Genomic DNA, 25,991 nt, shown 5'->3' with positions numbered 1-25,991 from the left:
TAACAAAGTCTTAATTTATGCGGGTTTCAAGAAGAGAAAAATAAAAAATTTTAAAAAATGTAGGGACAAATTTTAGCTTAATATATACTGAATTTGCTTGACTTTTTAAATATTTTGTGGTACAATATAACAAACTATCTTCAAGGAGTTGCCATATGTTTGTCAAAATTACTAATGCTGGCGGTTATCAGTATGTTAGGTTAGTCGAAAATTACCGTGAAAATGGTAAAGTAAAGCAAAGAGTACTATTTAACTTTGGTAGACTTGATATTCTCAAAGATGACCCCGCTTTTAAAAACATTGTAAAAAAACTATCTGATATTGTCGCTGAAACAACTACTGAGAATGCAAAAGCTGTTACTATTGAATCTGAAGAAGATATTTCGGATGCAGTTGTAAAAAACTGGGGATACATTGTATACAGAAAGTTATGGCAGGAGCTTGAAATTGATAAGTTTTTAAAAGGGAAAGCAGCAAAAGAGAGAAAGATAAAATTTGATGTAGACAAAGTAAGTTTTTTAATGACCATACAGAGATTGATAGAGCCAATGAGCAAACTAAGAACTTATCATCAGAGAAGCAAATATTTTGGATTTGAAGAGGATATAGATTTGAATCAATTGTACAGGTGTTTAGATTTTCTTGACAGTGTAAAAGAAGATTTAGAGACATACCTGTATCAGAGAAATAAAGACTTATTTAAGATGGTAGTTGATGTAGTGTTTTATGATGTGACGACAATATACTTTGAGAGTTGTAGAGCGGATGAACTTAAAAATTTTGGGTTTAGCAAAGACAACAAGGTAAATGAAGTGCAAGTTGTATTAGGGCTTTTGGTGGACAAAGAAGGCAGACCGATAGGGTATGAACTTTTTCCTGGTAATACGATAGATAGCAAGACGATGGTAAAGATACTGAGGAAGCTGAAGGAAAAATTTAGTATAGATAAGATAATAATAGTAGCAGACAAAGGGCTTAACAGCAGAATAAATTTAAAGATGATAAAAGAAGCTGGGTACGACTATATAGTAGCAAGCAGATTAAAGAATGCAAGTAAAGAAATTTTAGATGAAGTTTTTAATGAAGAAGGATATAAAAGACTTGATGGCAAAAGATGTTTGAATGCTGAAGAAATTTATGGTGATGAATTCAAATATAAGGTATTGGAAAGAACAAATATTGTCAAGGATGAAGAGGGTAAAGAGTTCAAAATAGAAGAGAATTTGATAATAACGTATTCAAGCAAGAGAGCCAAGAAAGACAAAGAAGACAGAGAGAGATTGGTAAGAAAAGCCAAAGAGCTTTTAGAGAACAAAGGAAGCATAACAGCCTTAGAAAAGAAAGGTGCAAGGAAATATTTGAAGAAGAAATCAAAATCAGAAGAATATGTATTGGATGAGGAAGCGATAAAACGAGATGAGAAATTTGACGGTTATTATGCAATTCAAACGAGCAAAAAGGATATGGATGTAGAAGAGGTTTTAGGAGCATATCACGATTTATGGAAGATAGAACAGTCATTCAGAGTAATGAAAAGCTGTTTAGAAGTGCGACCGATATATCACTTTACAGAAAGCAGAATAAAAGGACATTTTGTGATATGTTTTTTGGCATTTTTACTGCAAAGGACATTGGAATATATTTTGAGGAGAAAAGGTAAAGGAATAAGTAGTGAAAGGATAATGGAAGCAATATATTCAATGAACTTTTTTGAAATAGAGATAAAAGGGAAGAAATATTTGATAAAGCAAAAAATTGAGGGAGAAGCTGGAGATATACTGAATGTAATGAAGATAAAGGGTCCAAAAAACTTCATGACATATGAGGAAGGCTTAGAATTTATTGGTATTAGCAAATGATGTAGTGACAAAATTGAGGTCCATATTTTGTCAATCCCAGTCCTCCCAAGCTTTTTGAGCTTCAAACTGACAAAGTCAAGAAATAAAAGAAGAAGATGAGAACAGATACCGAAACGTTGAGATGCTTTTAGAAAGAGAGGCTGAAAAGATACTAAAACACATAAAAGACGGCCAGTATGTAGTAGTATTTGATATAAAGGGGACTCAGCTGAGCTCTGAAGAATTTGCAGAATTGTTAAATAGAAAAGTCTCAAAAGGAGAGGAAATAGTATTTGTAATAGGAGGCTCAAATGGGATTTCAGATGCTATAAAAAAGAGAGCAAATTTACTAATTTCATTTTCCAAGCTTACTTTCCCTCATCAGCTTTTTAGGGTTCTTGTGTATGAACAGATTTATAGAGGATTTACAATTATTAAAGGAATAAAATACCATAAGTAAAGTAGGCTGCTCATTTTAGAGCAGCCTAAACTATTTTGTCAGCAAGTTAAAGTAGTTTATTATTACAAATGTATCATTGTTCCAATTCCCTTGTCGGTAAATATCTCAAGCAAGATGCAATGTGGAATTCTTCCATCTAAAATATGAGTGCGGTTAACTCCATGCTTTAGAGCATCAATACAGCCCAAAACCTTTGGAATCATTCCACCGTCAATCTTTCCCTCATCAATCATTTTTAAAACCTCATCAGCACTAATTGCTGAGATTATCTCTGAACTGTTTTTGTCATATTTTAGTCCTTCAACATCTGTCATGAACATGAGCTTTTCGGCCTTTATAGCCTTTGCAATCTCAGCAGCAACAGTATCTGCGTTTATATTATAACTTGTACCATCTTCACCAACGCCAATTGGCGCAACCACTGGTATGTACTCATCTTTTGCAAGCATTTCCAAAACCTTTGCATTGATTGACACAACCTCACCAACATACCCTAAGTCCACTTTCTCTCCGTTTACAATCTCATAGTGCTTTCTTGCCTGAATCAGATTTCCATCAATACCACAGATACCTATTGCTTTTCCGCCTTTTTGATTTAGCATTGAGACAAGCTCTTTGTTTGTCTTTCCAACCAAAACCATCTGAGCAACTTCCATTGTCTGCATATCTGTGACTCTAAGACCATTTACAAACTGGCTTTCAACATTTAGCTTTTTTAACACAGAGTTTATCTCAGGTCCGCCACCGTGGACAACAATTGGGTTAACACCGATGTATTTTAAAAGTGTGATATCTTCCATAACCCAGTTTTTGAGCTTATCATTTATCATTGCATTTCCGCCATACTTTATTACAACTGTCTTGCCATAGAGCTTTTGAATATATGGAAGAGCCTCTATCAAAATACTTGCCTTTTCAATTAATTTGTCCATCTCTTCATACATTGGCATTCCTCCACTAACACACTTTTATTAAAAATACTCTCCAACCATCACAAGACCTGTTTTTTCGCTCAAGGAAAACTTAATATTCATATTCTGTATTGCCTGCCCTGCAGCACCTTTAATTAAATTGTCAATACAAGAAATAACAATTACTCTGTTTGTCTTTTTATCAACCTCAAGACCGATGTCAACAAAATTTGTCCCTGTGACATACTTTAACTCTGGCAAGCTATCTTCATATATCCTTATGAAAAATTCATCCCTGTAAAACTCCTTGTAAATCTCAATCAGTTCATTTTTATTCAAACTCTTTGTGAGGATTGCATATATAGTTGACAAAATTCCTCTTTTTACAGGCAAAAGATGGGGAGTAAATGAAAGATTTAGTTCTTCACCAAAAAGAAAACTGCATTTTTCTTCTATCTCACTTGTATGTCTGTGTTTTGCAACCCCATATGCTTTAAAATTCTCATCAACTTCACAAAAGCTGTAAGAAAAATCAGACTTTTTCCCCGCTCCAGAAACACCTGATTTCGAGTCAATTATGATACTGTCTTTTTGGATAAGCTTATTTTTCAAAAGTGGCGCTAAGCCCAAAATAGCACTTGTTGGATAGCATCCAGGGTTTCCCACTATCTTTGAAGATTTAATCTCTTCTCTGTACAACTCACAAAGACCATAGCTACTTTCCCTTAAAAGCTCTGGGTACTTATGGTCGCCATAGTCTTTTGAGTATCGAGTAAGGTCTTTGTATCTAAAGTCGCTGCTCAGGTCAATTACAACCTTGCCAAGGTCATATGCCATCTTTACATAATCTTGAGACACACCATGTGGCAAGGCACAAAAAACAACATCTACTTCTTTAATCAAATCAATGTCAAACTCTTTAAATGTCAGATTTAAAATCTTTTTGAACTGCGGATTTGTGTTTTCGATAGGAATATCTTTATTACTTGACGAAATAATCGATGAAATTTTAACCTCTGGATGCTTTAGTAAAAGCCTTATCAGCTCAATTCCAACATACCCTGATGCTCCAATGATTGATGCCTTTATCAACTTTATTCATCTCCTCAAAATGTGACTTCAGCTATACAAATAATTATACATCAATGTGTATAAAAATACAATAGTATTCTACCAAATATTTAAATTGATTTATTCGACAAGGTAAGATATTATATAACTATAAATGACATTTTTTTGCGGGGTAGGTTGTAGTGAAAAAAATAAGAAAGGGAATAGTAGCCGTTTTAGTTTTCTCGTTGCTTCTTATCTCGGCTTTTGCATCCACATCTTATAAGCTCTTTGTAGATGGAAAGCAGGTAGGTTCTGTCAAGATTTTAGAATACAACAAAACTGTCTACCTTGCCTTGGCAGACTTTTTCAGGTATAAAGGTTTTGCTGTTTCTTATGATTCAAAAGCTAAAAAGGTTGTGGCTAAAAAATCTAAGGACATATACGAGTTTTACATTGGTAAGACATACTACTATTACAATAAAACAAAGAAGACTCTTTTAGGAAAGACTTTTATTGAAAGTGGAAAGTCATACATATTAGGAAAAGACATAGCTTCAATTTTTAAATATTCCTATCAGGAAGATAAAACAAAAAAAGTTGTTAAACTAACATCAAAGAAGACATTGACCAGTAATACCCAGAAAAACATTTCTTTGTCAAAAACTTTGGCTTCACGCGGGGACGTTCGAAAAACCGAAGTAAAAACTATTTATCTTTCTGATTTGAAGTATTTGATTGAGGGGAGCAAATTTATTTTATTAATAAGTACTTCAGAGCCTACTACTTACAAAGATTACAAACTATCAAATCCAGACAGAATAGTAATTGATATTTTAAATACAGTTGATAATTTGAAAAACAATGTAATTCAAGTTGGCAAAGGTGGAATTTTAAGAATAAGACACGCTCTTAACAAAACATCAACTGGTGAGCCATTTTCAAGGGTTGTGATTGACTATGATGCAGGTTTGATCAAGAGCTATAGGATTAATAAAGTTGATAGCCAAATAAAAGTTGAAGTTGATTTGCCCAAAATTGTCGAAAATAAGACGAATATAGACAGTAGTAGTATAAGTGGCCCATCTAACAATAGCCAAGAAATTAACACAGCTCCATTGCAAGAGTCTTACAGTCCATATAAAATTCAGAAGGTCAATATTACAAGCTCTGAGAAATTTACTGTGGCAGAGATGGATATCCTCCCAACAGTTGTGAGTGAGATTTACAGGGCAGATGAGTCTTTTGTAGTCCTTAGCCTAAAAGGTGCTCAGTTTAATCTTGACAATGGAAGCCTTTTTCAGGTAAATGATGGAATATTAGATTACTATGTTCTGACAAATGTTGACCAGAACAATGCACAAGTTATATTTTCTACAAAAGCAAAAATATTTATCCTAAATAAACTTGGTAACAAGTTGGAAGTGGTCTTTGCAAATCAATATGGTAATATGAAACTTTATCAGAGAAATGGACTTGTTATAAGCTCTCCTTTTGTATCTGATATAAACTATACATATGACAGTACCACCAATGTAATAAAGATAGTAAGCAAAAGTCCAATTACAATCTCAAATGATGTCTATAGCCTAAAAGGTACAATTGTAACAAGCGTATATTCGGTTTATCAAGATGATGGGTGTGTAATTACTATTGTAGTTGATCCTGACTACACAGCCTCAATTACCAAGGGCGATAGAAATATCATAGTTGGTTTTTCACAAAAACCAAAACCTAAGAGTAAACTTAAAATCTTTATCGACCCTGGGCATGGCGGGTTTGACCCAGGAGCTATTTATACAAAGATTGTAAATGGCAAAAAAGTAACATACAACGAAAAGGATTTTAATTTGGATATATCATTGAGACTCAAAAACAAACTTAAGAACCTTGGTTATGAGGTTTACATGTCGCGAGAGACAGACAAATTTGTTGACCTTTATGACAGAACAAGGATGGCAAACAACTTAAATGTTGACCTGTTTATATCTATTCACAACAACGCAATAGACAATCCTCAAATCCGTGGGACAATGGTGCTTTATAAAGAAAAGAATTTAAATAGCTTTATATCAGATAAGCAGCTTGCACAGATTGTGCTGGATTATATAATTAGAGAAGTAGGGACACAAAACAAAGGAATTATAGAGAGACCTAATTTGGTTGTTTTAAAAACCTCAAATATGCCGGCAATTTTGGTTGAGGTTGCGTTTGGTACAAATCAAGATGATTTAAATCTTCTTTTGAGTGATTCTTTCAAAGATGCAGTTGCAAAGGCTATTGCAGATGCTGTTGAGTTTATAAATACAACCTATAGAAAATAAAAGCAAAAGGCTGGCATTAAAAAAAAATGTATGCAAAAATGCCAGCCTTTTGTTTTAAGTCTATTTTTGGCCCAATATAAATCTTTCAAATGCTTCTGCGACTGCACCTTGATTGTTTGTAGCATGTGTTACAAATTTTGCAAATCTTTTTACCTCATCAGGTGCGTTTGCAACTGCAACGCTTATTTGTGCGAGCTTAAACATTCCAATGTCGTTAAAATTGTCGCCAATTGCAAGAAGATTTTCTGGGCTTATCATTTTTATTCTTAAAAGCTTTGAAAGTGCTTTTTCTTTAGAAGACTCAATATCAAGGATTTCCAAAAAACCGTAATCTTTGTTATCAGCTGCATAGTACAAAATCACGTTTACATTATGTTTTAGATTTTTAAAAATATCTGCCAAGTATTTTAGCTTATCATACCTTCCAACAATTCCAATATGACTAATTGGAGATTTTACAAAATCAAGAAGGTTCTTCTGTGGGTATGTTGGTTTGAAAAGCTCTCTTCCTTTTACGAAGTTTAAAAAGTATGTATCATAAGACTCTCTCAGTTTGTATATCATATGGAAATCCTCTTCAAAACCTAAAACAATATAGTAATCAACATCAAGATGATTTTGCTCTAAAAAGCTCAAAATCTCTATTTTTGTATTTTCTTTTAGATAGTTTTTTACAATAGGCTCAGAAAAAATATCATCAAAGACATACACTCCATTTGCTGATATCAAATGACAAGGAATTTCTTGACTTTGTCAGTTAAGAGGTGTTTTTGAGCTAACAAAAAATAACAAAGTCTTAATTTATGCGGGTTTCAAGAAGAGAAAAATAAAAAATTTTAAAAAATGTAGGGACAAATTTTAGCTTAATATATACTGAATTTGCTTGACTTTTTAAATATTTTGTGGTACAATATAACAAACTATCTTCAAGGAGTTGCCATATGTTTGTCAAAATTACTAATGCTGGCGGTTATCAGTATGTTAGGTTAGTCGAAAATTACCGTGAAAATGGTAAAGTAAAGCAAAGAGTACTATTTAACTTTGGTAGACTTGATATTCTCAAAGATGACCCCGCTTTTAAAAACATTGTAAAAAAACTATCTGATATTGTCGCTGAAACAACTACTGAGAATGCAAAAGCTGTTACTATTGAATCTGAAGAAGATATTTCGGATGCAGTTGTAAAAAACTGGGGATACATTGTATACAGAAAGTTATGGCAGGAGCTTGAAATTGATAAGTTTTTAAAAGGGAAAGCAGCAAAAGAGAGAAAGATAAAATTTGATGTAGACAAAGTAAGTTTTTTAATGACCATACAGAGATTGATAGAGCCAATGAGCAAACTAAGAACTTATCATCAGAGAAGCAAATATTTTGGATTTGAAGAGGATATAGATTTGAATCAATTGTACAGGTGTTTAGATTTTCTTGACAGTGTAAAAGAAGATTTAGAGACATACCTGTATCAGAGAAATAAAGACTTATTTAAGATGGTAGTTGATGTAGTGTTTTATGATGTGACGACAATATACTTTGAGAGTTGTAGAGCGGATGAACTTAAAAATTTTGGGTTTAGCAAAGACAACAAGGTAAATGAAGTGCAAGTTGTATTAGGGCTTTTGGTGGACAAAGAAGGCAGACCGATAGGGTATGAACTTTTTCCTGGTAATACGATAGATAGCAAGACGATGGTAAAGATACTGAGGAAGCTGAAGGAAAAATTTAGTATAGATAAGATAATAATAGTAGCAGACAAAGGGCTTAACAGCAGAATAAATTTAAAGATGATAAAAGAAGCTGGGTACGACTATATAGTAGCAAGCAGATTAAAGAATGCAAGTAAAGAAATTTTAGATGAAGTTTTTAATGAAGAAGGATATAAAAGACTTGATGGCAAAAGATGTTTGAATGCTGAAGAAATTTATGGTGATGAATTCAAATATAAGGTATTGGAAAGAACAAATATTGTCAAGGATGAAGAGGGTAAAGAGTTCAAAATAGAAGAGAATTTGATAATAACGTATTCAAGCAAGAGAGCCAAGAAAGACAAAGAAGACAGAGAGAGATTGGTAAGAAAAGCCAAAGAGCTTTTAGAGAACAAAGGAAGCATAACAGCCTTAGAAAAGAAAGGTGCAAGGAAATATTTGAAGAAGAAATCAAAATCAGAAGAATATGTATTGGATGAGGAAACGATAAAACGAGATGAGAAATTTGACGGTTATTATGCAATTCAAACGAGCAAAAAGGATATGGATGTAGAAGAGGTTTTAGGAGCATATCACGATTTATGGAAGATAGAACAGTCATTCAGAGTAATGAAAAGCTGTTTAGAAGTGCGACCGATATATCACTTTACAGAAAGCAGAATAAAAGGACATTTTGTGATATGTTTTTTGGCATTTTTACTGCAAAGGACATTGGAATATATTTTGAGGAGAAAAGGTAAAGGAATAAGTAGTGAAAGGATAATGGAAGCAATATATTCAATGAACTTTTTTGAAATAGAGATAAAAGGGAAGAAATATTTGATAAAGCAAAAAATTGAGGGAGGAGCTGGAGATATACTGAATGTAATGAAGATAAAGGGTCCAAAAAACTTCATGACATATGAGGAAGGCTTAGAATTTATTGGTATTAGCAAATGATGTAGTGACAAAATTGAGGTCCATATTTTGTCAATCCCAGTCCTCCCAAGCTTTTTGAGCTTCAAACTGACAAAGTCAAGAAAAGTATGTATCATAAGACTCTCTCAGTTTGTATATCATATGGAAATCCTCTTCAAAACCTAAAACAATATAGTAATCAACATCAAGATGATTTTGCTCTAAAAAGCTCAAAATCTCTATTTTTGTATTTTCTTTTAGATAGTTTTTTACAATAGGCTCAGAAAAAATATCATCAAAGACATACACTCCATTTGCTGATATCAAATGACAAGGAATTTGAAGTTTTTTAGCAATATCAAAGGCAGAGGCACCTCTTCCTGTACACAAAACTATCTGAACATTGTATTCCATTGAGGCTTTTTTCAAGGCTTTGATATTATTTTCAGGGATATTGCCACTATCGTCCAAAAGAGTTCCGTCTATGTCGATTGCAGCCAATTTTATCAAGCTTATCACCTTCTTATCAGAAATATTGAACAAAAAAGAGATAGAAGCTTTCTTCTATTCTGAACTTTGTTAACAAATTAACTTTTGCATACTGTATACAAGACCACAAGAATGTGTTATAATCTTAATAATAATAGTTTATCATCACAAAGAGAAAGGGGCAATATTGGACATATGGAGTACAGCTATTTATCGCTAATATTTGTACCAATCATAGTTGCAGGTTTGATTTACTTATTTAACAATAGCACGTTTAGAAAGGCTATTGTTTTTTTAATGTCTGCTGTGCTGGTTGTGCTGATGGTATTTGCCATTTTACAGGGTGACAAAGAAATAAAACTTTCTCATGCATTAAATTTTGCTTTGGAGTATCTAATAACGTTTGCTGATTATTTCTTACTTGCTGTAATATTCTTGATAGGTCTAAAGCTAAAAAATAACCTAATAAGCCTTCTTGCAGCTCTGCAATTTGTTTTGATGTTTGTATTTGAATTTAGGACAGGAAAATTAGAGGTTGAAAATGTCTTTTATGTTGACCACCTGACATTTATAATGCTTATGCTGATAAATGTAATAGGTCCATTGATTAGTATATTTGCCCTTTCATATATGGAGGAGCACGAAAAACATCTGCACCTTGAGAAAAGTAAACAAAACATATTTTTTGCAGTAATAATGCTCTTTTTAGGTGCTATGAACGGGCTTGTTTTGTCAAACAACATCTTGTGGGTGTACTTTTTCTGGGAGATTACAACACTTTGCTCGTTCTTGCTAATCTCACATGATGGAAATGAAGAAAGTATCAAGAATGCAACAAGGGCGCTTTTGTTAAACTCCATTGGCGGGCTTTCTTTTGTAGTAGGTATAATATTTATGTACTATAAATCTGGGGCTATTGCTTTGAGTGAAATTATAAGGTCTCAAGATAGCAGTATATTGATGATACCAATTGCGTTTTTAGCACTGGCAGGATTTACAAAGTCAGCACAGTTTCCGTTCCAGAGCTGGCTTTTGGGTGCGATGGTAGCACCAACACCAGTGTCTGCGCTTTTACATTCAAGCACAATGGTAAAAGCAGGGGTTTATCTGATTTTGAGGCTATCGCCTGTTTACATTGATACGTGGCTATCAAATATAATTGCTATTTTAGGCGCATTTACATTTGTCGCGGCAGCGCTTTTGGCGATATTTCAAACAAATGCAAAGAGGATTTTGGCATACTCAACAATTTCAAATTTAGGGCTTATAATTGCACTGTCATCTGTTGCAAATGTATATTCAATCTATGCAGCAGCACTTTTGATTATACTGCATGGGGTGTCAAAAGCGCTCCTGTTCTTGTGTGTAGGTTCTATTGAGCAAGGAATTGGCTCGCGTGATGTAGAAGATATGGATGGTATTAAATATAGAATGCCAATAGTAGCTTTTCTTACCCTTTTGGGAAGTGTGTCTATGCTACTTCCGCCCTTTGGTGTTTTGATTACAAAGTGGATTGCAATAGAAGTTTCAACCCAGAACATTGTTGCCATGCTTGAGATAATAGTTGGAAGTGCATTTACAGTTGTGTTCTGGACAAAGTTTATTGGAAAGATTCTCTCAGATGGGAAAGATACAAAAAGGATTGAAGTTTTTGAAGGTTTGAGACACCTTCCGTTGATTGCTATATCAATACTTGTAGTGCTTGTGAGTGTGTTTATGATACAATTTACGAACGCATTTGTTGTGCCATTTTTCAAGTCGTCTTTTGCAAGGTATTCTGGAGTTAGTAGCAGGGAACTTAAAGATTTGTACATCAAAGACTTTTTCGGCTTTAACCCATTTGTCTTCTTTGGAATACTTGCTCTGGGAATAATAATAGGTGTGCTTCTGTATAAGCTCTTGAGTCCAAAAAGGTATGTCAGAGTATATATGTCTTGTGAAAACGATGATAACTTCAGTTTTAGAGCAGAAAAAGACAAACCTGTTGAGTTTGAGTTTAAAAATTACTGTTTTAACACCTTCGCAAAAGAAAACAACATCACATTAATTTCAAATATTATCTCAGTCGCATTAATTGCTATAATGTTTGGGGTGATATTAAAGTGAAAGAAATTGCTCTGGTTTTACTCACAATAATAATAGCACCAATCATTGGTGGAATTTTAACAGGTATTGATAGAAAAATCACTGCGCGTATGCAAAACAGGTTTGGGCCACCAATTTTGCAGCCATTTTATGATTTGTTCAAGCTGTTTTCAAAAGAGACTATAGTTGTTTCAAGTACACAGATTCTCTATGCATTTTTGTTCTTAGTTTTTAACATGGTTGCGCTTGTTATGTTTGTTTTAAAGATGGATTTGCTTTTGATTTTGTTTATACTTGCATTTGCTGTCACAGCACTAATTTTGGGAGCAATGTCAACAAACTCTCCTTACTCACGAATTGGTGCTCATAGAGAATTAATTTGTGTACTTGCATATGAGCCAGTTTTAATTGCTGTGATAATTGGAATTTATTTTGTTACAGGCAGCTTTAAAATAAATGATGTGATAAAGCATAACAACTTTTTGATATTTGAGCTTCCATTTATATTCATTGCATTTACCTATGTACTGACAATAAAGCTTAGAAAATCTCCATTTGATTTGTCAACATCGCACCATGCGCATCAGGAGATTGTAAAAGGTATCACAACAGAGTTTGCAGGACCTATTTTGGGCCTGATTGAGCTTGGGCACTGGTATGAGCTTGTACTTTTATTGCTTTTCATAGGCTTGTTCTTTGCAAAAAACATAATAGTTGCAATCATTGCAATGCTTTTGGGCTACTTTTTAGAGATTTTGATTGACAATATATCAGCAAGACTTACATGGAAGATAATGCTAAGGCTTACATGGTCAATTGCTTTGGGGCTTGCTTTGGTCAACCTAATTTGGGTATACATAAGATACAGGGTATTATAAAAAAATAAAGGTGGGGTAAAGAGTGATTTTCAGAAAAGCGCTGAAAAAATCGCCGTGGATTGTCCATTATGACTGTAACAGCTGTAACGGCTGTGATATAGAGATTTTATCAACACTTACTCCAGTATACGATGTTGAGAGGTTTGGAATTATAAATGTAGGAAATCCAAAACATGCAGATATACTTGTTGTATCAGGTTCTGTAAATCACAGAAATGCAAGGGTTTTGAAGAATATATATGATCAGATGCCACACCCGAAAGCAGTTGTGGCAATCGGGGCTTGTGCATGTTCAGGTGGAATATTCAAGGAGTGTTACAACACCTTAGGTGGGGTAGACACAGTCATTCCAGTTGATGTGTATGTTCCAGGTTGTGCACCCCGGCCCGAAGCTATTATGGAAGGGATTTTAAAGGCTGCTGAGATATTAGAGGAAAAGAAAAAGAATATGAAAAAGGGTGAGATTTTGAATGCTGCAAAATCTTAAAGAGATACAAAAAGAGGATTTGAGAAAAGAGGTATTTGAACTAAAATCAACTGGGCACAGGTTTGTCACAGCAACTTGTGTTGATTTGGGAGATGGCAGGTTTGATATCATATATCACTTTGACAAGGACTATGAACTTAAAAACTTGAGAGTCACAATAGAAAATGGCGAGAAGATGCTGTCTATTTCAGATATCTATTTTGCTGCAGTATTTGTTGAGAATGAAATCAAGGATTTGTTTGGCATAGACTTTGAAAATCTTCTCATTGACTATGAAGGAAAGTTTATGATAACAGATGAGCTTGACAGTCCTATGCGTAAAAAGCCAGTTGTGAAGGTCAAGAAAGGGGAGTAAGAAAGCTTTGGGTAAAAGGACGATAGTGCCGTTTGGCCCACAGCATCCTGTGTTGCCAGAACCGATTCAGCTGAGGCTTGTGTTAGAAGATGAAAAGGTTGTAGAGGCAATCCCTGCAATTGGGTATGTTCATAGAGGACTTGAAAAGCTTGCTGAAGAAAAGGATATTAATCAGAACATATACGTGGTTGAAAGGGTTTGTGGAATTTGTTCTTTCCAGCAGGCACTTGCGTACTGCCAAGGGATTGAAGAGTTGATGGGAGTTGAAGTTCCAGAAAGAGCTAAATATTTACGTGTAATTTGGGCGGAGCTTCACAGGCTTCACAGCCATCATTTGTGGCTTGGACTTTTGGCAGATGCGTTCGGATTTGAGAGCCTGTTTATGCAGTGCTGGCGAAATAGAGAGCTTGTAATGGACCTGATGGAGGCAACTGCAGGGTCAAGGGTTATAATCTCAACAAACATCATTGGCGGTGTAAGGCGTGATATAGACGAAGAAAAGCAAAAATTCATCTTAGACAACCTTGCAAAATTAGAAGAAGAGCTCAAGAGAATTGAAGGTGCGTTTTTGAATGATTACACAGTCAAGAAAAGACTTGTGGGAGTGGGTGTGCTTTCAAAAGAAGAAGCGTATGAACTTGGCTGTGTTGGACCAATGGCAAGGGCAAGCGGAATCAATATGGATCTGAGAACAACAGGATATGCTGCATATGGCGAGCTTGATTTTCAACCTGTTGTTGAGTATGATGGAGATTGCTACGCACGTCTAAAAGTAAGGCTCAGAGAGTGTTATCAGTCAATAGACCTTATAAGGCAGGCAATCTCAAAGATGCCAGAAGGTGAGATATCAACGCCTGTGAAAGGTTTCCCGAACGGTGAGATAATATCAAGGGTTGAGCAGCCAAGAGGCGAAGATGTTTACTATATCAAAGCAAACGGAACAAAAAATTTAGAGAGGCTCAGAATAAGAACACCAACTTTTGCTAATATTCCAGCACTTGTTAAAATGCTTCAGGGTGTTGATTTTGCAGAGGTACCAATGCTTGTTTTGACAATTGATCCGTGTATTTCATGTACAGAAAGGTAAAAAGCCAAAAGAGGGATGGATGGAAAGATGTTTGGGATGCTTCAAAATGTGTTAAACAATCTTTTTTCAAAACCTGCAACACGACTTTACCCAAAAGAAAAAAGACCGTTTTTCAAAGGGACAAGAGGAAGTCTTGAGATTGAAATAGACAAGTGCATTTTTTGTGGTATTTGCCAGAGGAAGTGTCCTGCAAATGCCATTACAGTTGACAGAAACGCAAAGATGTGGCAACTAAACCAGTACAAATGTGTACTTTGCAATGTATGTGTCGAGTCTTGTCCCAAAAAATGCTTAATTTCAAAAGAGCAGTTCAATCTACCTACAACTTATAAAGAGTTTTATATTCAAAAACAGCAGGTACAACAGCTTGAACCAACAAAAGAGGCAAAGGTTGCAGATACTGGTAACTAATTAGGAAAGGATATTTTAAAATGCACGAGTATTATGTCACACAGCAATTGATTAAGATTGCAGAAGATGAACTAAAAGAGATAAAGCCAAAAAAGGTTTTATCCATAAAAGTTGTTGTTGGAGAACTTAGCGGTATTATTGATGAGTCATTAAAGTTTTACTTTGATATTTTGACAAAGGGAACCATTTTGGAGGGAAGCAAGCTGGAAATTGTTCAAAAGAAGGCTTTGCTGTTTTGCAACTCTTGCCAAAGCCTTTTTGAGAGGACAAAAGATTTTCTGTGTCCAAAATGCAAGAGTTTAGGCAAACTGACTGAATATGGCAGAGAATTTTATATCGAATCTATAGAGGTAGATGATGGAGATGGAAATTAGGGTTATAAAAGACATTTTGCAGAGAAATGAGTTTTCGGCTGACAATATCAGAAAGCTTGCAAAAGAAAATAAATGGTTTTTGATAAACGTGATGGGTTCACCAGGCGCTGGCAAAACCTCATTTATTAAAACTATGATAAATACATTCAAAAGTAAATTCAATATAGCTGTGATTGAAGGGGATGTTGCCTCAACAATTGATGCTGAGGAGATTTCAAAACTTGGAGTTGAAGTGCTACAGATAAACACAGGCGGAGCTTGTCACTTGGTTGCAGATAGTATAAATGAAGCTCTTTTAAATTTGAATCTAAAAAAATCTACTGTTGTTTTTATAGAAAACATTGGCAACCTGATTTGCCCATCTTCATTTGACCTGGGCGAGAACATGAGAGTTGTTGTATCATCTGCTGCTGAAGGCGATGATAAGCCTTATAAATATCCTATTATGTTTGAAAGTAGCGATGTTGTGGTGCTGTCAAAAATAGATGTTGCAGAGATAATTGGTTTTGACATGGAAAGGTATATAAAAGGGCTTAAAGCTATCAAAGGAGATAATTTGAGACTTTTTGGAGTTTCATTTAAAACATTAGAAGGTTTGGCTGAACTTGAGCATTATTTTTCAGAACTTTTCAGTTCATATTTTAACCAAAAATAGGGGTTATAGAGCATGAAAAGATATAGATACATCTTCAGAGGGCTTGTACAAGGGGTCGGTTTCCGACCCTTTATTTATAATCTGGCAAAAGATTTGGGGCTTGTTGGCTTTGTCAAAAACATAGGCGAGGGCGTTTTGGCAGAGTTTCAAGGTGAGCTTAAAAGTACTGCTGCGATTGATGAGTACATTGAAAAGAAATTGCCCAGGAATGCTAAAATTGAGTCAATTGAGAAGTATGAAATAGAACCAAATTTTGATGAAAGTGATTTTTATATCTTAGACAGTAGCAAAGGCAAAATTTCAACAATAGTGCCTTATGATTTGGGTCTTTGTGAAGAGTGCAAAAGAGAATTTTATAACAAAGGCCACAGACATTTTATGAACCCGTTTATAAGCTGTATCAATTGTGGACCAAGATATACCATGATAGAATCTTTGCCATATGACAGAGACAGGACGTCAATGAAGGAGTTTGAATTTTGTGATGATTGTAAAAAAGAGTATTATACTCCAAATAACAGAAGATTTAATGCACAGTCAACAACATGCCTTGTATGTGGTCCACACCTTTTTCTATACTCTTTTGTAGAAAAAAAGCATATAGAGGGTAGCAATTTAGAGCTTTTGGGCAGAGTATGTTATGAGATTGAGAAGGGGAAGATTATTGCAATAAAAGGAATTGGAGGATTTCATTTAGTTGTTGACCCTTATAATAAAGAAGTAGTCGAAAGGCTTTTTAGAAGCAAAAAGCGAGAGGGAAAACCTTTGGCACTTGTGTGCAAGAGCATTGAAACTGTTAAAAAGTATTGTAATGTTAGTGAAGCTGAAGAGGAGATTTTTAACTCACCAAGATGTCCTATAATACTTTTTGAAAAAAAGACAGATGATTTTCTGCATGTAAACGGTGGTCTTCATACACTTGGTATCATGAGAGCATATACTCCAATTTTGGATTACATTTTGACAAAGACAAACAGAGATTTATTAATTGCAACCTCAGCAAATCTTTCAGGAATTCCAATGATTATTGATGAGGATGAGGCACTTGAAAAGCTTTGCGACATTGCCGACTTTGTTTTGTATCACAACAGAAAAATAGTAAGACGCTGCGATGATTCTGTAGGTTTTGTTTTAAAAGACAAGTTTGTACTGATAAGGTCAGGCCGTGGTTTTGCTCCCATTACATTTAAATTGAAAGAAAAGACTGTAGACAAAAATATCCTTGCCCTTGGTGGTCATGAGAAGACAACAATTGCGCTCAAAAAAGAAGATGAAGTGATTTTAAGTCAGTATCTTGGTGACCTTGACACAAAAGAGTACATTGATTTTTACGAAGGTAGTCTTAAGGATTTAATTTCACTTTACGATTTTAACTTTGACTATATAGCATGCGATTATCATGAGGATTATTTTACCACCTCTCTTGCAAAAAAGATAGCAAAAGAACAAAACAAAGAGGTTGTCTTTGTCCAGCATCATTTGGCTCATATTTACTCCTGTATGCTTGAAAAAAATCTTCAAAGCTGTATTGGATTTGCATTTGATGGTACAGGCTTAGGGCTTGACGGCAAAATTTGGGGCTCTGAAGGGTTTGTGATTGACGGGCTTGAGGCAAAAAGAGTATTCCATTTACAATACTATCCTCTTGTTGGTGGCCAAAAGGCAATAAAAGAGCCGGTCCGTCTTGCATACTATTTTTCCAAAATAATTAGCCCTGAGTTTGCAGAAAGCTTTTTCGGTGAGAATGAATTTTTGCACCAAATTTTCAAGACTGCACAGACTTTCAATTACCCTCTTACCTCAAGCATGGGAAGGCTGTTTGATATTGTTGGAGTACTCTTGGGTTGTGGAGAGAAAAATAGCTTTGAAGTTCAAATTCCTATGCTTTTAGAAAGCATAGCTGACCGCAATGAAAGTGGGTTTTATATTTTTCTTATGAATTTTAAACATGAAATAGAGATAAATATTGTGGATATACTACAACAAATCATACATGATATAAAAAGAAATATAAACCGGAGAATAATTTCTGCTAAATTTCACAACACAGTTGCAAAAATAGTTGTTGAAGTGGCAAAGGTGTTGAGAGAAAATTATAATAAAGACATTGTAGTACTTTCTGGAGGAGTGTTCCAGAACAAGTTTTTACTTTCTAAAACGGTCTCATTGTTAGAAGGAGAAGGATTTAAAGTTTTCTTTAACACTGTCTTTCCAATTAACGATGGTGGAATTTCGGCTGGACAAGTATATTATACTCTTCAATTGTTAAAAAACTGTTAAAGGAGTTTTAAAATTATGTGTTTAGGATATCCAGCAAAGGTAATTGAGATATTTGAAGACAAAAAAGCTTTGGTTGAGTATTTAGGTGTTAAAAAGATGGTAAACATTGCTCTTTTGAAAAATGTGAGTATAGGTGATTATATCTTGATACACTCTGGGATTGCAATAGAGAAGATAGACCAAAAAGAAGCAGAAGAAATAGAAAAACTCTTTGGTGAGGTACAAGATGCAAACAGCTGAACTTATTTGGGAGATAAAAAACAATATCGAAAAAATTGGACGGAGTCTAAAAGTCATTGAAGTTTGTGGAACACATACAGTTTCAATCTACAAAAATGGATTTCACACCTTATTTGAAGGATATATTGACTTTATTTCAGGACCAGGCTGTCCTGTTTGTGTTACGCATGAGGGTTATATTGATAGACTTGTAGAACTTTCCTCAGAGTGGACAATCTATACCTTTGGTGATTTGCTGAAAGTGCCAGGAAGTTCAAAATCGCTTTCACAAGCACGGGCAAATGGGGGCAGAATAAAGGTTATGTACTCACCTGTGGATGCAGTGGAACATCTTGAAAATAACGAAAAAGTTATTTTTGCTGCAGTCGGGTTTGAGACAACAGCACCTGCATTTGCACTGAGCCTTGAGAAGGTGATTGAAAAGGGGCTTAAAAATGTGAAGTTTGCATGTGAGCTTAAGACAATTGATGAACCTCTCAAAAGCTTATTTCAAAACCATATACGGGTTGATGGCATAATTTTACCTGGACATGTTGCGACAGTTATTGGAGTAGATGGTTTTAAGTTTGTTGAAGGGTTTAAGGTTGCCTCTGTAATTTCGGGGTTTGAAGGTTATGATATACTTCTTTCACTTTTAAGTATTACCCAGGACATATTGAATGAAGATTTTACAGTAAAGAATGAATATAAAAGGGTGGTCAAAAAAGAAGGTAATGTGATTGCAAAAGGTTATATTGAAAAGTATTTTGAGAGAACTTCAGCATTTTTTAGGGGTTTGGGATTGATACCTGGCGGAGGTTTGAAGATAAAAGATGAGTTTGGCGAATATTCAATTGATATATCATATGACCACACAAAACAAAAAGATAGCCTCTGCAGGTGTGCAGATGTCTTAACAGGGAAAATAAAGCCATTTGAGTGTCCTCTTTTTGAGAAGGTATGTACGCCAATTTCTCCTAAAGGTGCGTGTATGGTATCTCAGGAAGGGTCGTGTAATGCATATTTTAGGTATGGGAAGTGGAAAGGAAGATGAAGTTTATCCAGAAGGAGCATGGCAATGGTGGAAAACAAACGTATGAGCTTATAAATGAACTTTTCAAGCCAATATTTGACTCTGAGATTTTAAAAAGAGGTGATGATTCGTCTATATTTAATTTAGCTTCAAAAAAGGTTGGAGTGACAACAGATTCATTTGTGGTAAAACCTTACTTTTTCAAAGGTGGAGATATAGGAAAACTTTCAGTTTGCGGAACTGTGAACGATTTGGCAGTTTCAGGCCTTGTTCCAAAATACATCACTGCATCTTTCATAATAGAAGAAGGATTTCCAATTGAGGATTTGCAAAAGATTGTGAGGTCAATGAAAGAGTATGCTGACATTGCTGGTGTTGAGATTGTAGCAGGGGATACAAAGGTGGTTGAAAAGGGTTCTTGTGATGGGATTTTTATAAATACAACAGGATTTGGAGTATGCGAAAAAGAAGAAAAGCTTCCTTCAATAGAGAAGATAAAAGGTGGCCAGATTGTAATTGTAAGTGGTGATATAGGCAGGCATGGTGCCTGCATATATTCGCACAGCAGCGAGCTTGGATTTGAAGAGAAGATAGAGTCAGATTGTGCACCCTTAAATAGGGTGATAAATGAGCTTTTAGAAAATGTTGAAATTTGTTATATGAAGGATTTGACACGTGGTGGGCTTGCTACAGCATTGAACGAGATAGCGCAAAAAGCAAGTGTGGATATATACATTGAAGAAGACAAGGTTCCAGTATCAAATGAAGTAAAAGCGCTTTGTGATATATTAGGGCTTGATTGGTATTATCTTGCATGTGAAGGAAGGTTTGTTGCGATTGTAAACAGGAAAGACGGACAAAGAGCGTTGGAAATTTTGAAAAGGTACAACAAAGAGGCGTGTGAGATTGGGTGGATTGAGGATACAAAAGAAAAGAGAGTGTATCTAAAGACAAGTTTTGGCGGGACAAGGATTTTGGATATGCTTTACTATGAGATGCTACCGAGGATTTGCTAATTTAAAAGCGAAAATCTGTGACGGGGATGAGGGTGGAAATTATGTGTATGACAGTGCCTTTGAGCTTTGTCAACAGAAAGACAAATATTTTTGTTGGGACAGCAGGAAGTGGCAAGAGTGAGATTGCATTAAACGTTTCTTTAGAGCTTGGCGAGTTTTTCAATGTGAACTTAATTGATGCTGATGTCATAAACATGTACTATAACTTGCGAAGTGTAAAAGAACTCATAGAAAGAAAGAATATAAATTTTGTATCAATTCATTTTGAAGGGAAGGGCATTGACTTACCAATTTTGTCTGGCAAAGTATATGAAGCTTTAAATCAGCAAAATGCAGTTAATATAGTGGATGTTGGTGGAGATGAAATGGGCAGTGCTGTTATAGGACAGTTTAGAGAGCTGTTTTCAAAAAAGGGATACAATCTATTTTATGTTGTTAACATTTATAGACCATTTAACTCAACAAAAGAAGAAATTTTGGAGAATATGAAGGAAATTGAAAACATTTTGGGAATGAAAATTACTGCAATTATAAATAATTCACATCTACTTTCTGAAACAAAGCCTGAGGATATTTTAAAGAGCCTTGAGGTTGTACAAGATGTAGCAAATGCAAGAGATATCCCGTATGTTCTGACTGTTGTAGAAGAAAAGCTATTTGAGCAAGACCTTTTGGAGGAGATAAAAAAATATTCTCTTGTATATGCCATAGAAAGGTATATAATAAGATAAGGAATGCTTTTTGGAGGTCTGAGCAGTGAAGCTAAGGATAGAGTATGATAAGTGCAAAAGCTGTGGGCTTTGTGTTGAAGTCTGTCCCAAGAAGATACTATATATTGACAGAAGTAGAATAAACAAGAAAGGATATAACCCTGTTGAGATAAAGGATGTAAATGCCTGTATTGGATGTGGGAGCTGTTACAAGATTTGTCCAGATATAGTGTTTGAGGTAGGTGAATAGATTTTGAAGGTTTTGATGAAAGGGAATGAAGCTATTGCCGAGGCGGCACTAAGAGCTGGCTGTGAGTGCTTTTTTGGATATCCTATCACTCCTCAGACAGAGCTTTTGCAGTATATGGCCAAAAAACTTCTAAAGAGCGGTGGAGTTTTTATTCAGGCAGAGAGCGAAGTTGGAGCAATTAACATGGCATATGGAGCAGCAAGCTGTGGCAAAAGGGTTATGACATCATCCTCAGGGCCAGGTATTAGTCTTAAGCAAGAGGGTATATCATATTTGGCAGGGGCTGAGCTTCCTTGTGTTATTGTAAATATTATGAGAGGTGGACCTGGACTTGGTAATATCAATGCTGCCCAGTCGGATTATCTTCAGGCAACAAAAGGTGGTGGACATGGAGATTACAAGGTGATCGTTCTTGCCCCATCTTCTGTCCAAGAAGCTGTTGACCTTACTATAAAGGCATTTGACCTTGCAGACAAGTACAGAAACCCTGTGATGATTTTAGGCGATGGAATGTTGGGGCAAATGATGGAGGTTGTTGAGTTTGATGAAAACTATAAAAGACCAAGAACAGAAAAGCCATGGGCAGTGACAGGTGAAAGAAATAGACCAAAAAGGGTTACAAACTCTCTTTATATAGTTCCAGAAGAGCTTGAAAAGCACAATTTTAAACTGAGAGAGAAGTATAAAAAGATTGAAGAAAATGAGGTTATGGTAGAAGAGTACATGACAGACGATGCCCAGGTCATCTTTGTTTCGTTTGGCATGTGTGCAAGAATAGTGAAAAGTGCTGTAAATAAACTAAGACAGTCTGGTGAAAAGGTAGGACTTATAAGACCAATTACGTTGTATCCTTTTCCAACAAAGTGTATAGAAAAGTATGCAAACTTTGACAGGATCAAATTCTTCATAGATGTAGAGATGAACTTAGGACAGATGCTTGAGGATGTAAAACTATCAGTTGCGGGCAAAAAAGATGTCCATTTTTATGGCAGAACAGGTGGTATGGTTCCGACAATAGCTGAGATTGAAAACTATTACTTCTCCTTGAAAGAGTAAAAAGTGCACATATTGGATTGAGAGGAAGATGAAGTATGAAACTTAGAAAACCAGAGTGTTTGACAGCGGAAAGTATGCATTATTGTCCCGGGTGTGGACATGGCATTATTCATAGACTAATTGCCGAGGTCATTGACGAAGATTATAAAGACCATAAAATAGTCGGTGTAGCACCGGTTGGGTGTGCTGTTTTTATTTATGACTATTTTAACTTTGACTTTGTTGCGGCAGCTCACGGAAGAGCAACTGCGGCCGCAACAGGCGTAAAAAGATGTATTCCTGATGCACTTGTTTTTTCATATCAAGGAGATGGTGATATAGCGGCAATTGGTACATCTGAGGTTGTGCATGCAGCAGCTCGAGGTGAAAATTTTACAGCCATATTTGTCAACAATGGCGTGTATGCAATGACAGGCGGACAGATGGCGCCAACTACAATTCCTGGTCAGGTAACTGTATCATCTCCATATGGCCGTGATCCAAAAGTGCAAGGTTATCATATTAAGCTGTGCGAGATGCTCATACCCTTAGACGGTGTTGCATTTGTTGCAAGAACTTCTATTCACAACCTTAAGAATATTGAGCTTACTAAGAAGGCAATAAAAAGGGCGTTTGAAGTTCAGATGAACAAAGAAGGGTTTTCGATTATTGAGGTATTGTCGAACTGTCCGACTAACTGGGGTATGACACCTGCTGAGAGCATGAAGAGAATAGAAAATGAGGTTTTGAAGTATTATAATTTGGGAATCTTTAAAGACAAAGGTAGGGGAATTTAAAAATGACAGAAGAGATTTTGATTGCTGGTTTTGGTGGGCAAGGAGTGTTATTTTTGGGGCAAATTTTTGCTCATCTTGGAATGGAAAAAGGATACAATGTTTCATGGCTTCCATCTTATGGACCTGAGATGAGAGGTGGCACTGCAAACTGCAGTGTGATAATCTCAAGTGATACGATAGGCTCCCCTGTTGTGTTCAATCCTGATACATTATTTGTCTTAAACAAACCATCGCTTGAAAAGTTTGAAGCTTCAGTTAAAAAAGATGGAATGATGCTTGTAAATAGCTCTCTTGTTGACATTGAGGCAAAAAGAAAAGATGTAAACATTTACTGCATACCTGCAACTGATGTTGCTTCAAAGATTGGAAGTGTGAAGGTTGCAAATATTGTAATGCTTGGGGCATACCTGAAGTTGAAAGATACATTTTCTCTTTCTGAAGTAAAAGAGATATTAAAAGAATTTTCAAAAACTGAAGAGATTTACAATTTAAATTGCAGAGCTTTGGAAGAAGGATTTGGATGTATCTCAAGACGGGGGTAAGCATGAGGTGAAAAGATATATTTTAGTTGGAATTATAGTGGTGCTTTTGGTTTTGTCAGTGGTTTTGGGGTATATGCTATATAGCAATGTAAAACAGGTACTGGAAACAGATAGAATTTATAAAGGTGTTTATATTGAAAATACCCATGTGGGTGGTTTAACAAAAACAGAGGCTTATGAACTTTTGGAAAGTACCTATCTTGACCCCCTTAAAAACAAGAAGGTTGAAGTTGAAGTAAATGGAGAAAGTTACCTGCTTAATTATTCTTCTCTCAACATTCGAATGAATATAGGTGAGGCGGTTGAACAAGCTTATTCCATAGGAAGAAAAGGGAATATCTCCACCAGATTTAGAGAAATCAAGAGAGTTTATGACCATCCAGTTGTGATAAGACTCAAATTTGAATATGATGAAGGAAAGCTAAAAGAGTTTGTTGATGGTCTATTTGACAAGTATTACAAGTCTCCTGTGAATGCAACTATTAAAAAGGTAGGAAATGAGTTTGTTATTACACCTGAGAAAATGGGAAGAAAACTTGATTATGATGACCTTATAAATAAACTAAAAGATATGATAAAAAAACAGAAAGAAGGGAAAGTTAGGGCAAAGTTTGTCCAAATTACACCAAGAATAACAAAAAGCACACTTTCAAAGATTAAAGAGGTAATTGGTTCATTTACTACAAAGTTTGATGCTTCAAATGTACCAAGAAGTAAAAACATTAGGATTGCCGCAAAGAAGATAAATGGAAGTTTAATAATGCCAGGCGAGGTGTTTTCTTTATCTAAGGCAATTGGACCTGTTACAGTTGAAAATGGTTTTAAGATTGCAAAAGTGATTGTAAACAATGAATTTGTCGATGGTGTTGGTGGTGGACTTTGCCAGATAGCAACAACAATGTACAATGCAGTATTAATGGCCCAGCTCAAGGTAGTTGAAAGGGCTCCACACTCAGCTTTGATTTCTTATGTACCACCAGGCCGTGATGCTACAATTGCTTCAGGTTCAATTGATTTTAAATTTAAAAATACAACCAACGCACCAATCTACCTTGAAAGCTATACCTCTCAAAATACTGTCACTGTTAATCTATACGGAGAAAATACTCATAAAGATGAAGTGGTTAAGTTTGAGTCAGAAATTTTAGAAAAGGTGCCTTATAAAAAAGTATACAAGAACGACCCTAATTTACCAAAAGGTGTACAAAGACTCTCTAATAAGCCCCAAAACGGTTTAAAGGTGAAAACTTATATGCTGATTTATAAAGATGGGAAGTTAAAAGAGAAAAAACTACTATCCATTGATTATTACAAACCAGTAAATGCTATAATATTGGTAGGCACAAAAGAGAATTCCACCGTAACTTCTTCTATTTACAACTAAAAGGGGGCTTTTTCATGGATATCTACGAAAAACAACTGACATGTCCTGTCTGCGGGGCTACAATTAAAGCACCATTTGTTAAAAGTTCAGCAATTTATGTAGATGGCAGAGACACAGACCTGTGCGTATACTACAAAGGTGTAAATCCACTATTATACGATGTAATTGTCTGCGGGGAATGTGGTTATGCAGCGCTTAGCAAAAATTTTAGGAAACTTACAAAGTGGGATATAGAGTTATTGAAAGAAAAGGTTGCTTCAAAATGGGTAAAAAGAGAGATTCCATTTGAAAGAACAGTAGATGATGCTATTACGTTATATAAGCTTGCTTTGATTACAGCAACATCTAAGAGAAAAATCAACAAATATGAGGTGGCAGGAATTTTACTGAGAATTTCGTGGCTCTACAGACTAAACCAAGATAAAGAAAAAGAGCTTGAGTTTCAAAAACTTGCTCTTCAAACATACAAGGATGCATTTGAACATGAAGAAGGCTCAGGAGACGAAATAGATCTGGCAACAGTCATGTATTTAATTGGTGAACTTTCGAGACGAGTAGGTGAAATTGAAGAGGCGAAAAAATGGTTTTCAAGGCTTATATCAAGCAAAGAAGCTCGAAACAATCCTCACATTCTTGAACTTGCAAGGGATCAAATCCAGATTATTAAAGGTATGGAATAAAGTACTAAGGAAATTGGCCAAAAAATGTGATATAATCT

General features: G+C 35.3%; 27 protein-coding genes. 23 read left to right on the top strand and 4 right to left on the bottom strand.

Annotation, left to right across the window (positions count from 1 at the left end; translation table 11 throughout):
* Positions 1 to 155 precede the first annotated feature (155 nt).
* Both OTJ99_RS08770 and OTJ99_RS08765 read left to right on the top strand, forming a co-directional pair.
* Positions 156 to 1,859 (top strand): IS1634 family transposase, encoded by a 1,704-nt coding sequence (locus OTJ99_RS08770; protein WP_045164485.1) that lies wholly within the window; start codon positions 156 to 158, stop codon positions 1,857 to 1,859.
* An 82-nt stretch (positions 1,860 to 1,941) separates the two neighbouring features.
* Positions 1,942 to 2,298 (top strand): 23S rRNA (pseudouridine(1915)-N(3))-methyltransferase RlmH, encoded by a 357-nt coding sequence (locus tag OTJ99_RS08765; protein ID WP_268748506.1) that lies wholly within the window; start codon positions 1,942 to 1,944, stop codon positions 2,296 to 2,298.
* Between the two features lie 62 nt (positions 2,299 to 2,360).
* Here OTJ99_RS08765 and argB read toward each other — a convergent pair whose 3' ends face one another.
* Both argB and argC read right to left on the bottom strand, forming a co-directional pair.
* Positions 2,361 to 3,242, bottom strand: coding sequence for an acetylglutamate kinase (argB, locus tag OTJ99_RS08760; protein WP_011917058.1), 882 nt, complete (start codon positions 3,240 to 3,242; stop codon positions 2,361 to 2,363).
* 27 nt (positions 3,243 to 3,269) lie between these two features.
* Positions 3,270 to 4,301: an N-acetyl-gamma-glutamyl-phosphate reductase gene (argC, locus tag OTJ99_RS08755; RefSeq protein ID WP_045165772.1), complete on the bottom strand. Its 1,032-nt coding sequence runs from the start codon at positions 4,299 to 4,301 to the stop codon at positions 3,270 to 3,272.
* Positions 4,302 to 4,462: 161 nt separating this feature from the next.
* On the opposite strand from argC, the gene OTJ99_RS08750 reads away from it, so the two are divergent.
* Positions 4,463 to 6,583, top strand: a complete 2,121-nt coding sequence (locus OTJ99_RS08750) for an N-acetylmuramoyl-L-alanine amidase (protein WP_045165773.1) — start codon at positions 4,463 to 4,465, stop codon at positions 6,581 to 6,583.
* A 60-nt stretch (positions 6,584 to 6,643) separates the two neighbouring features.
* Here the strand turns inward: OTJ99_RS08750 and OTJ99_RS08745 are convergent, their stop codons facing one another.
* The gene (locus OTJ99_RS08745; protein ID WP_307188761.1) at positions 6,644 to 7,324 is read right to left on the bottom strand and encodes an HAD hydrolase family protein; all 681 of its coding nucleotides are present in this window, start codon (positions 7,322 to 7,324) and stop codon (positions 6,644 to 6,646) included.
* Between the two features lie 200 nt (positions 7,325 to 7,524).
* Between OTJ99_RS08745 and OTJ99_RS08740 the strand changes: the two genes are divergently transcribed.
* Entirely contained in the window at positions 7,525 to 9,228 is a 1,704-nt protein-coding gene (locus OTJ99_RS08740) for an IS1634 family transposase (RefSeq protein WP_045165774.1), read from the top strand.
* Positions 9,229 to 9,303: 75 nt separating this feature from the next.
* Here the strand turns inward: OTJ99_RS08740 and OTJ99_RS08735 are convergent, their stop codons facing one another.
* Entirely contained in the window at positions 9,304 to 9,696 is a 393-nt protein-coding gene (locus OTJ99_RS08735) for an HAD family hydrolase (protein ID WP_235374807.1), read from the bottom strand.
* A 174-nt stretch (positions 9,697 to 9,870) separates the two neighbouring features.
* On the opposite strand from OTJ99_RS08735, the gene OTJ99_RS08730 reads away from it, so the two are divergent.
* The 19 genes from OTJ99_RS08730 to OTJ99_RS08640 are packed head-to-tail and all read left to right on the top strand — an operon-like array spanning position 9,871 to position 25,953.
* Positions 9,871 to 11,781 carry an NADH-quinone oxidoreductase subunit 5 family protein gene (locus tag OTJ99_RS08730; protein WP_045165775.1) on the top strand — a complete coding sequence of 637 codons (1,911 nt, stop codon included), beginning with the start codon at positions 9,871 to 9,873 and terminating at the stop codon, positions 11,779 to 11,781.
* Positions 11,778 to 12,638 carry a respiratory chain complex I subunit 1 family protein gene (locus OTJ99_RS08725; protein ID WP_045165776.1) on the top strand — a complete coding sequence of 287 codons (861 nt, stop codon included), beginning with the start codon at positions 11,778 to 11,780 and terminating at the stop codon, positions 12,636 to 12,638. The genes OTJ99_RS08730 and OTJ99_RS08725 overlap by 4 nt, the downstream gene beginning before the upstream one ends.
* A gap of 22 nt (positions 12,639 to 12,660) precedes the next feature.
* Positions 12,661 to 13,125, top strand: coding sequence for an NADH-quinone oxidoreductase subunit B family protein (locus OTJ99_RS08720; protein ID WP_045165777.1), 465 nt, complete (start codon positions 12,661 to 12,663; stop codon positions 13,123 to 13,125).
* Entirely contained in the window at positions 13,109 to 13,480 is a 372-nt protein-coding gene (locus tag OTJ99_RS08715; protein WP_045165778.1) for an NADH-quinone oxidoreductase subunit C, read from the top strand. The genes OTJ99_RS08720 and OTJ99_RS08715 overlap by 17 nt, the downstream gene beginning before the upstream one ends.
* 7 nt (positions 13,481 to 13,487) lie before the next feature.
* Complete coding sequence (locus tag OTJ99_RS08710) at positions 13,488 to 14,567, top strand: hydrogenase large subunit (RefSeq protein WP_045165779.1); 1,080 nt, start codon at positions 13,488 to 13,490, stop codon at positions 14,565 to 14,567.
* Between the two features lie 27 nt (positions 14,568 to 14,594).
* Positions 14,595 to 14,978: a 4Fe-4S binding protein gene (locus OTJ99_RS08705; protein ID WP_045165897.1), complete on the top strand. Its 384-nt coding sequence runs from the start codon at positions 14,595 to 14,597 to the stop codon at positions 14,976 to 14,978.
* A 20-nt stretch (positions 14,979 to 14,998) separates the two neighbouring features.
* Positions 14,999 to 15,352, top strand: coding sequence for a hydrogenase maturation nickel metallochaperone HypA (gene hypA, locus OTJ99_RS08700; protein WP_045165780.1), 354 nt, complete (start codon positions 14,999 to 15,001; stop codon positions 15,350 to 15,352).
* Complete coding sequence (gene hypB / locus OTJ99_RS08695; protein ID WP_045165781.1) at positions 15,342 to 16,007, top strand: hydrogenase nickel incorporation protein HypB; 666 nt, start codon at positions 15,342 to 15,344, stop codon at positions 16,005 to 16,007. The genes hypA and hypB overlap by 11 nt, the downstream gene beginning before the upstream one ends.
* Positions 16,008 to 16,019: 12 nt before the next feature.
* Positions 16,020 to 18,287 carry a carbamoyltransferase HypF gene (hypF, locus tag OTJ99_RS08690; RefSeq protein ID WP_045165782.1) on the top strand — a complete coding sequence of 756 codons (2,268 nt, stop codon included), beginning with the start codon at positions 16,020 to 16,022 and terminating at the stop codon, positions 18,285 to 18,287.
* Positions 18,288 to 18,302: 15 nt separating this feature from the next.
* On the top strand, positions 18,303 to 18,527 hold the full coding sequence (locus OTJ99_RS08685) for a HypC/HybG/HupF family hydrogenase formation chaperone (RefSeq protein WP_045165783.1): 225 nt from the start codon (positions 18,303 to 18,305) through the stop codon (positions 18,525 to 18,527).
* A complete protein-coding gene (gene hypD / locus OTJ99_RS08680; protein WP_045165784.1) occupies positions 18,514 to 19,560 on the top strand; it encodes a hydrogenase formation protein HypD in 1,047 nt (348 codons plus the stop codon). The genes OTJ99_RS08685 and hypD overlap by 14 nt, the downstream gene beginning before the upstream one ends.
* Positions 19,557 to 20,555: a hydrogenase expression/formation protein HypE gene (hypE, locus tag OTJ99_RS08675; RefSeq protein ID WP_045165785.1), complete on the top strand. Its 999-nt coding sequence runs from the start codon at positions 19,557 to 19,559 to the stop codon at positions 20,553 to 20,555. The genes hypD and hypE overlap by 4 nt, the downstream gene beginning before the upstream one ends.
* 47 nt (positions 20,556 to 20,602) lie before the next feature.
* Positions 20,603 to 21,286 (top strand): hypothetical protein, encoded by a 684-nt coding sequence (locus OTJ99_RS08670; protein WP_235374811.1) that lies wholly within the window; start codon positions 20,603 to 20,605, stop codon positions 21,284 to 21,286.
* A 25-nt stretch (positions 21,287 to 21,311) separates the two neighbouring features.
* Positions 21,312 to 21,515 carry a 4Fe-4S dicluster domain-containing protein gene (locus tag OTJ99_RS08665; RefSeq protein WP_045165787.1) on the top strand — a complete coding sequence of 68 codons (204 nt, stop codon included), beginning with the start codon at positions 21,312 to 21,314 and terminating at the stop codon, positions 21,513 to 21,515.
* A 3-nt stretch (positions 21,516 to 21,518) separates the two neighbouring features.
* Positions 21,519 to 22,571 (top strand): 3-methyl-2-oxobutanoate dehydrogenase subunit VorB, encoded by a 1,053-nt coding sequence (locus OTJ99_RS08660; RefSeq protein WP_235374812.1) that lies wholly within the window; start codon positions 21,519 to 21,521, stop codon positions 22,569 to 22,571.
* 35 nt (positions 22,572 to 22,606) lie between these two features.
* Positions 22,607 to 23,347: a thiamine pyrophosphate-dependent enzyme gene (locus tag OTJ99_RS08655; protein ID WP_045165788.1), complete on the top strand. Its 741-nt coding sequence runs from the start codon at positions 22,607 to 22,609 to the stop codon at positions 23,345 to 23,347.
* A gap of 2 nt (positions 23,348 to 23,349) precedes the next feature.
* The gene (locus tag OTJ99_RS08650; protein WP_045165789.1) at positions 23,350 to 23,889 is read left to right on the top strand and encodes a 2-oxoacid:acceptor oxidoreductase family protein; all 540 of its coding nucleotides are present in this window, start codon (positions 23,350 to 23,352) and stop codon (positions 23,887 to 23,889) included.
* Between the two features lie 7 nt (positions 23,890 to 23,896).
* Positions 23,897 to 25,273, top strand: coding sequence for a VanW family protein (locus OTJ99_RS08645; RefSeq protein ID WP_045165899.1), 1,377 nt, complete (start codon positions 23,897 to 23,899; stop codon positions 25,271 to 25,273).
* A gap of 14 nt (positions 25,274 to 25,287) precedes the next feature.
* A complete protein-coding gene (locus OTJ99_RS08640; protein ID WP_045165790.1) occupies positions 25,288 to 25,953 on the top strand; it encodes a DUF2225 domain-containing protein in 666 nt (221 codons plus the stop codon).
* Positions 25,954 to 25,991 lie beyond the last annotated feature (38 nt).

Origin of the sequence: Caldicellulosiruptor naganoensis (assembly GCF_026914285.1) — a bacterium.
In the GTDB taxonomy this organism is placed as follows: domain Bacteria; phylum Bacillota; class Thermoanaerobacteria; order Caldicellulosiruptorales; family Caldicellulosiruptoraceae; genus Caldicellulosiruptor; species Caldicellulosiruptor naganoensis.
The sequence above is the reverse complement of the archived record's forward strand: the minus strand, read 5'-3'. Positions and strand labels throughout refer to the sequence as shown.

What these genes read in the sequence shown, in the direction of transcription:
- hypE (WP_045165785.1), top strand. Translation starts at nt 19,557, where the DNA reads ATGAAGTTTATCCAGAAGGAGCATGGCAATGGTGGAAAACAAACGTAT.
- OTJ99_RS08655 (WP_045165788.1), top strand. Translation starts at nt 22,607, where the DNA reads ATGAAACTTAGAAAACCAGAGTGTTTGACAGCGGAAAGTATGCATTAT.
- argB (WP_011917058.1), bottom strand. Translation starts at nt 3,242, where the DNA reads ATGTATGAAGAGATGGACAAATTAATTGAAAAGGCAAGTATTTTGATA.
- OTJ99_RS08715 (WP_045165778.1), top strand. Translation starts at nt 13,109, where the DNA reads ATGCTGCAAAATCTTAAAGAGATACAAAAAGAGGATTTGAGAAAAGAG.
- OTJ99_RS08740 (WP_045165774.1), top strand. Translation starts at nt 7,525, where the DNA reads ATGTTTGTCAAAATTACTAATGCTGGCGGTTATCAGTATGTTAGGTTA.
- OTJ99_RS08670 (WP_235374811.1), top strand. Translation starts at nt 20,603, where the DNA reads ATGACAGTGCCTTTGAGCTTTGTCAACAGAAAGACAAATATTTTTGTT.
- OTJ99_RS08730 (WP_045165775.1), top strand. Translation starts at nt 9,871, where the DNA reads ATGGAGTACAGCTATTTATCGCTAATATTTGTACCAATCATAGTTGCA.
- hypF (WP_045165782.1), top strand. Translation starts at nt 16,020, where the DNA reads ATGAAAAGATATAGATACATCTTCAGAGGGCTTGTACAAGGGGTCGGT.
- hypA (WP_045165780.1), top strand. Translation starts at nt 14,999, where the DNA reads ATGCACGAGTATTATGTCACACAGCAATTGATTAAGATTGCAGAAGAT.
- OTJ99_RS08650 (WP_045165789.1), top strand. Translation starts at nt 23,350, where the DNA reads ATGACAGAAGAGATTTTGATTGCTGGTTTTGGTGGGCAAGGAGTGTTA.
- hypD (WP_045165784.1), top strand. Translation starts at nt 18,514, where the DNA reads ATGCAAACAGCTGAACTTATTTGGGAGATAAAAAACAATATCGAAAAA.
- hypB (WP_045165781.1), top strand. Translation starts at nt 15,342, where the DNA reads ATGGAAATTAGGGTTATAAAAGACATTTTGCAGAGAAATGAGTTTTCG.
- OTJ99_RS08770 (WP_045164485.1), top strand. Translation starts at nt 156, where the DNA reads ATGTTTGTCAAAATTACTAATGCTGGCGGTTATCAGTATGTTAGGTTA.
- OTJ99_RS08640 (WP_045165790.1), top strand. Translation starts at nt 25,288, where the DNA reads ATGGATATCTACGAAAAACAACTGACATGTCCTGTCTGCGGGGCTACA.
- OTJ99_RS08705 (WP_045165897.1), top strand. Translation starts at nt 14,595, where the DNA reads ATGTTTGGGATGCTTCAAAATGTGTTAAACAATCTTTTTTCAAAACCT.
- OTJ99_RS08685 (WP_045165783.1), top strand. Translation starts at nt 18,303, where the DNA reads ATGTGTTTAGGATATCCAGCAAAGGTAATTGAGATATTTGAAGACAAA.